Below are 6000 nucleotides of genomic sequence, written 5' to 3' on the forward strand. Positions count from 1 at the left end.
ATTGACATGTTTCCTTTGTGTCACAAATAAATTAATCAATGAAAAATTTAGCATTGGTATTTTCACTATTCATTACAACACTGATGTTTTCACAACAACAGGGAGCTGTTGCAGGAACTATTTTAGACAAAGAAATGAATAATGAACCCTTATTATTCGCTAACATAAATATCAAAAATACGCCAACTACCGTTCAGACTAATTTTCACGGAAATTTTGAAATTGATAATATTAATCCTGGTGAGTATACCTTGGTAGTAAGTTATTTGGGATATGAGACTATAGAAGTACCCATCATTATTGAGGAAAATAAAACTACTCAGATAATTAATGGTCTCGAAACTAAAAAAATAAGTCTTCAGGATATTGCTCGTTTGCAAAGAGTATCAGAAGAACCGGTATACATTACTGCCAGTTCTGAACAAAGTTCGCGTAAGTAACAAATATTTTTGGTGTTAAATAAAACATCCCGCTTTATGCGGGATGTTTTATTTTAACTGATAGAATGGACTATTAATTCTTAGCAGCCACACCTTTAGAATTCTGTATTCCGTTAATACTGGCAATTTCATTATTGCTGTATTGCACTTCTTTCATAGTATTATTTGACCAAAAAAGCCACTTACCGGACTTATCTCCATTTTCATAACTGCCCTGAGATATCTTATTTCCTAAAGCATCATAACTAATCCACTCGCCATGCAATTCGCCTTTTAAATTAAAGGTCCCTTCCTGGCTGATTATTCCGTTAGCATGATAGTCCATAACTTCAATTAAGTTGGTCTCTTCATTAAATTTCTGTACTTTCTTATCCTGCCCATAGACAAATACTGTGGTAAATGCCACCGCTAATAATATAATTGTTTTTTTCATGATTACTTCCTTTCATAATTTACTATAATTCAAAGATAATAATTTTTAACTTTAAATCAACTATTACTTAACATTAAATTTACATAGATAACGAAACGTATTGATTTATAGTATTTTATGAGCTTACTTTCTGTGCAACATATTAATACATGTTTTGTATTTACTGACATTTACGCGCTGATAAAGGAAAGTCGATAAAGTCTAACTAATGGTGGGACTAATCAAATTAAAAATCGCAAAGAGCATATATCCACAAATTGTAATTGGAAAATGAGAGGCATCAATACTAAAAAATCATCTTTTTTAGGTCTATTTGTGTATCTTATCGGCAACAAATTAAAACTTCAAAAGATTATATTTGCTTTGCAATAGACTTGGGAATGGATGTTATATTATATGTAATAAAGATGCAGCTCCATTTTTAATATAAATAATAACCTTAAGATAACACCCCAAAAATACATACTTAGGATATTTGCCAATTAATTCTTCTAGCCCATAATGAATGATATTTACTTGATAATGATAATAGCATTAGCCGTCCTGGCCATTGCAGATCTTATAGTAGGGGTTAGTAATGATGCTGTAAATTTTCTCAATTCCGCTATTGGATCCAAAGCCATTTCTTTTAAAACTATTATGATAGTAGCTAGTGTTGGTATTGCATTTGGTGCAATGTCTTCAAGTGGAATGATGGAAGTAGCACGAAAGGGTATCTTCAACCCAAGTGAATTCGTCTTTGCTGAAATTATAATAATATTTATGGCAGTCATGATTACCGATATCCTATTATTGGATTTCTTTAATACACTGGGTATGCCCACATCTACTACAGTTTCTATTGTGTTTGAATTATTAGGAGCTGCTGTGGCTATATCCCTTCTCAAAATATGGTCAGCGGATGGAAATTTCGCAGATTTGAGCATGTATATAAATACCGATAAAGCCACGGAAATTATCCTGGGTATTATTCTATCCGTTATAGTAGCCTTTACTATTGGAGCTCTTATACAGTTTATTGCCCGATTGCTGATAACTTTCAAATTTGAAGACAAACCCAAATGGCGTGGGGCAATTTTTGGCGGTATTGCATTAACAGCTATTGTGTACTTTATCCTCATAAAAGGACTGAAAAGCGCGAATCTTTTTGGTGGAATAATTACAGATTATGTTGCCCAGCAACCTGAACTATTTATACTGGCAAATTTAATTTTTTGGTCCATTATATCCCGTATTTTCACGGATGTGTTTAAATGGAATATTTATACGGTAATTATTGTTGTAGGCACATTTGCTCTGGCCATGGCTTTTGCGGGAAATGATTTGGTAAATTTCATTGGTGTTCCAATTGCTGCGCTGCAGTCTTACCAGGATTGGCAGGGAAGCGGAATTCCGGCATCAGAATATACCATGGAAAGCCTGGCCGCTGCGGTTCGAACTCCCGTGATGCTTTTGCTTCTGGCAGGAATTATTATGGTAATTACGCTGTGGTTTTCTTCCAAAGCTAGGAATGTGGTAAAAACAAGCGTTGATCTTTCAAGACAGAATCAGGGTGAAGAAAAATTTCAACCAAACTTCTTGTCCAGACAGGTTGTCAAGTATTCTATTAAGGTTTTTGATAAAGTAAATGGCATTTTCCCTGAAAGTTTACAAAAAAAAGTAAATCAGCAATTCGCCCAAACCTATGATTATTCATTAACAAGTAAGGTTAAGGATTTACCCGCCTTCGACCTGGTTCGCGCCGCCGTTAATCTTATGGTGGCAAGTGTTTTGATTTCCATTGCTACCTCAATGAAATTACCCCTTTCTACGACTTATGTGACCTTTATGGTGGCTATGGGGACTTCACTAGCCGATCGCGCCTGGGGTACAGAAAGCGCCGTGTACAGGGTTGCAGGCGTATTTAATGTAATTGGTGGTTGGTTCCTAACCGCAATTATTGCATTTACGGCAGCGGCTCTAGTGGCAGTAATAATCCATTTTGGCGGTATTATTGCAGTTGGATTTCTATTGTTATTTGCAGCAATTCTAATAACTAGAAATTATTTGATTCACAGGAAATCTAACAGAATTGCCAAGTTGGAATATGGCCTAAGAAGAGCTGAGAGCAGTTCCATTCAAGGTGTAATTCAGGAAAGTGCGGATAATATAACCGGTGTTATTAAGCGTAGCAATAAAATATATACAAATGCAATAGATGGACTTGCAAGACATGATTTGGAATTGCTAAAGAAAAGTAAGAAACAAGTTTTAAAACTTTCGGCTGAAATAGATGATCTCAGGGATAATATATTCTATTTTATAAAGAACCTGGATGAGAACAGTATTGGTGCCAGTAATTTTTATTTAAACATTTTGGACTATCTACAGGATATGGCTCAATCACTTGAATATATTGGAAAGATTAGCCATAAGCATGTTAATAATAATCATAAAAAACTCACCTACAGCCAGATAAAAGAATTGAAAGAGCTGGATTTAGAAATTGAATCACTTTTTGATAAAACCAAAAATGCTTTTGAAGATCGGGCATTCGAGAAAATCGGGGAAGTGTTGACACATAAAGAGCATATATTTAATTTGTTGACACAAAAAATTACAAGACAAATTACAAGAACGAGGACAGAAGAATCCAGTCCAAAAAATACGACTTTGTATTTTAATCTTTTAACTGAGACCAAAGACCTAGTAACCGCGACCCTAAATTTATTGGAAATATATTACCAACAATACGACAAAAACGTTACGCCGGCAGCTATTTAATAAGCCAAATATCTTTAAAAACAACAGTAAAAAAGAAGTTGACCCAATTAAGCAGCGTTATCGCTCAAACTGGTTTCTTCAGGTAACTCATTTAATAATGGATCTGAGGATACATATAAGATTTGAGCAACCTCTATTAGTTTCTCTATTAGAATTTCAACGTTGTCGTGATCATTAACCAGGGATGATGCCATATCTGTGGTTATAAGATCTTCCCTAATAAGTCTATCAATTTCAATATTTTGTTTTTCCATATTATTTTGAACTTTGCTAATTAGAGCCGTTAACTGTTCATGGAATTCCTCTTTTTTAAGTTCATCTTTAAATAAAAATATAACCCTTAATACCGATATAGCTATCTTTCTATAATTATCATATCTCTTTTTAATATATGCATTATCCGATTCCAAATATTTTGAAACATTCCGGCTTAATTCACCTACATTTCGGAGAATTTCTACCATCTTCCTGTTAGCCAGTTTAATTTGCATAATTCGTCTATTCTGGTCTTCAGTTAGCTTTAATATACTTTGAGCCATGGTAGCGTATTTAATAATTTCACCATAAATAGTCTTTACCTTAGACAGATATAAGGCCCTCACATCTATCTTAAAATCTTCCACAGATTTTTTAATAACTTTTTTAGCCTTTAAATCAGACAAAATATCCCCGCGATGAATATTCAAGGCATGAGTTACAATTTCAAAAATTGCGTTCTTGAATAAATAATCTGTCTCTTTAAACAGAGTGGCAATAGCCGTCTCCGGATATTGCAGCATTTTCCTTTCCAAATATTTTGGTACTTCTATGTCCTTTTCCGGGGTAATAGTTTCAGGCACCATTTTTTCTACCAATCGGGCAATAGGCTTAATAAACCAAACCAATATAAATGTATTCAGAACATTGAATACCGTGTGGAATAAAGAAAGAGCAACCGGCACAGCGGCAGCAGTAACAAATGGGGATGCAGACCCTAATTTCTGAACCATCCAGCTTATTAACTGTAAAAATGGATAGAACAAAGCCAGCATCCAGATTACGCCCAAAACATTAAAAATAAAATGGGCCCTTGCCGTTCTTTTTGCCTGGTAATTGCCAATAATTGCCGCAATATTTGCCGTTATGGTTGTGCCAATATTTTCGCCTAAAACCATGGCGGCAGCCATTTCAAAAGGGATCCAGCCCTGTGCTGTCATTATTAAAGTAAGTGCCATAGTTGCACTGGAAGATTGAATGATCAGGGTAAGTATTGTACCAATAAACAAAAAAAGAAGTACCGACCAAAATCCTGCATTCGTGTACCTTGAAAGAAATTCCAGGATTTGGGGGTTCTCATTAATATCAGGCATTGCATCCTTTAAAAATTGTAACCCTATAAAAAGAATTGCAAATCCTATGATAAACTCACCCCAGTTTTTTGTATTGTCCTTCTTTGAAAACGTAAACAAAAACCCAAAGCCTACTAAAGGAAGTGCTATAGAACTCATGCTTACCTTAAAACCCAGGAGTGTAATTAACCATGCCGTAATGGTAGTACCTATATTGGCCCCCATGATTACACTTATGGCCTCCGGCAAAGTTAGCAAAGAAGCATTTGAAAAACTTACTACCATAAGCGTAGTGGCGGAGGAAGATTGTATTACAGATGTAATGAGAAACCCGGTTATTATACCTAAAAACCGGTTAGAAGTCATGGTTGCAAGAATAGACCGCATTTTATTTCCGGCCAGCCTTAACAAGGCATCACTCATTACTTTCATCCCAAAGAGAAATAACCCCAGGGAGCCAATCAATTCTAAAATATCGGTAAATCCGTAATTCATCTATCTGTCGCAAGTATAATATTTAAATTTAAGTAAACAAATTGTAAATTCTAAGTTAATTTAAGACATTGTATTTCTTTATACAGAAAATAATCAAATCATGACCAAAGTTTTCTTACTATTAGTTTTTGCTTTGAATACGACTATCATTTTTGGACAGAACCTTACTGCCACCCAACTGCTGAACAAAGCGATAGCCTATCACGATCCGCAAGGAAACTGGGAGGATTTTAGCGGAGAGCTTTTCATTACCATGAAAACCCCTAACAACAGCGATAGGTTAAGTGAGATAACTATTGATCTGCCGCAACAATATTTTAAATTAGTTACTAAAAAAGATAATACGACAACAGAACAAATATTAAGCAAACAGGACTGTAAACTTCTGCTTAATGGCTCAAATACAATATCTGAAGAAGAAACTAAAAAACACAGATTAACTTGTGAACGTGCCCGGAACATTAAAAACTATTACACCTATTTATACGGCCTGCCTATGAAACTAAAAGACCCGGGAACCATATTAGATCCAAAAGTATAC

At 34.8% G+C, this 6000-nt stretch carries 5 protein-coding genes; 3 read left to right on the forward strand and 2 right to left on the reverse strand.

The annotated features are described in order from the left end of the window. The first annotated feature begins 38 nt into the window (after nt 1–38). Nucleotides 39–440 carry a carboxypeptidase-like regulatory domain-containing protein gene (locus WBN20_RS04900; RefSeq protein WP_424280913.1) on the forward strand — a complete coding sequence of 134 codons (402 nt, stop codon included), beginning with the start codon at nt 39–41 and terminating at the stop codon, nt 438–440. Nucleotides 441–513: 73 nt separating this feature from the next. On the opposite strand, the gene WBN20_RS04905 is transcribed toward WBN20_RS04900, so the two are convergent. Further along, a complete protein-coding gene (locus WBN20_RS04905; RefSeq protein ID WP_424271301.1) occupies nt 514–873 on the reverse strand; it encodes a toxin-antitoxin system YwqK family antitoxin in 360 nt (119 codons plus the stop codon). Between the two features lie 501 nt (nt 874–1374). On the opposite strand from WBN20_RS04905, the gene WBN20_RS04910 reads away from it, so the two are divergent. After that, nucleotides 1375–3636: an anion permease gene (locus WBN20_RS04910; protein WP_424271300.1), complete on the forward strand. Its 2262-nt coding sequence runs from the start codon at nt 1375–1377 to the stop codon at nt 3634–3636. A 47-nt stretch (nt 3637–3683) separates the two neighbouring features. Here WBN20_RS04910 and WBN20_RS04915 read toward each other — a convergent pair whose 3' ends face one another. After that, nucleotides 3684–5459: a Na/Pi cotransporter family protein gene (locus WBN20_RS04915; protein WP_424280914.1), complete on the reverse strand. Its 1776-nt coding sequence runs from the start codon at nt 5457–5459 to the stop codon at nt 3684–3686. 100 nt (nt 5460–5559) lie between these two features. Between WBN20_RS04915 and WBN20_RS04920 the strand changes: the two genes are divergently transcribed. After that, the coding region (locus WBN20_RS04920; RefSeq protein WP_424280915.1) for a DUF6503 family protein at nt 5560–6000 on the forward strand (441 nt) is incomplete at its 3' end.

It is taken from the genome of Eudoraea sp. (genome assembly GCF_049665975.1).
GTDB lineage: Bacteria > Bacteroidota > Bacteroidia > Flavobacteriales > Flavobacteriaceae > Eudoraea.

Coding starts and splice junctions, on each gene's coding strand:
- WBN20_RS04905 (WP_424271301.1), bottom strand. CDS start 873: ATGAAAAAAACAATTATATTATTAGCGGTGGCATTTACCACAGTATTT.
- WBN20_RS04910 (WP_424271300.1), top strand. CDS start 1,375: ATGAATGATATTTACTTGATAATGATAATAGCATTAGCCGTCCTGGCC.
- WBN20_RS04915 (WP_424280914.1), bottom strand. CDS start 5,459: ATGAATTACGGATTTACCGATATTTTAGAATTGATTGGCTCCCTGGGG.
- WBN20_RS04900 (WP_424280913.1), top strand. CDS start 39: ATGAAAAATTTAGCATTGGTATTTTCACTATTCATTACAACACTGATG.